Below are 419 nucleotides of genomic sequence, written 5' to 3'. Positions count from 1 at the left end.
GCACTCAGACGAGTTCGAAATATACTGGATATTCATCCAGGTATCGCACCATGCCATTCCGCCCTGCCCTCACCACCGAAGACCTACGCAACATGCGTGTCCGCAACACGCATCCTGACGGCACCATAGACCCAGATCTGTTGGCTGCGCTGTGGGAGATCAAGCGCCTGCGAACCTATCCTTTGCGCTTGCACCAGATGGCCGGCGAACTGAAGCGGCCCATCGGCGTGACGGGCATCGTCTACGACGGGGTGCTGGCCGAACTGCCCGCCGAGCCCTGTGTCCAGGAACGCGATCAGATGACGGCCGAGCTATTGGAGGCGCCGTACAAGCTCAGGAAGGGGATGCCGGCTCGGTAGGATGCTCGCTGTCGGATCGCCCGGCGATAGCCTATCTGGCGCCGGCCGCTGGGCCTACGA

The 419-nt window shown here is 62.3% G+C and carries 1 protein-coding gene; it reads left to right on the top strand.

Annotated features, from left to right (window positions below; all coding sequences use genetic code 11):
- Positions 1 to 359 (top strand): hypothetical protein (locus KDH83_RS31755; RefSeq protein WP_349291696.1); only part of this gene is annotated, 359 nt, incomplete at its 5' end.
- Positions 360 to 419 lie beyond the last annotated feature (60 nt).

Origin of the sequence: Achromobacter sp. Marseille-Q0513, assembly GCF_018195695.1 — a bacterium.
Lineage (GTDB): Bacteria > Pseudomonadota > Gammaproteobacteria > Burkholderiales > Burkholderiaceae_B > Achromobacter.
Note: the sequence above shows the minus strand (reverse complement) of the source record. Positions and strands in the feature narration are given on the sequence as shown.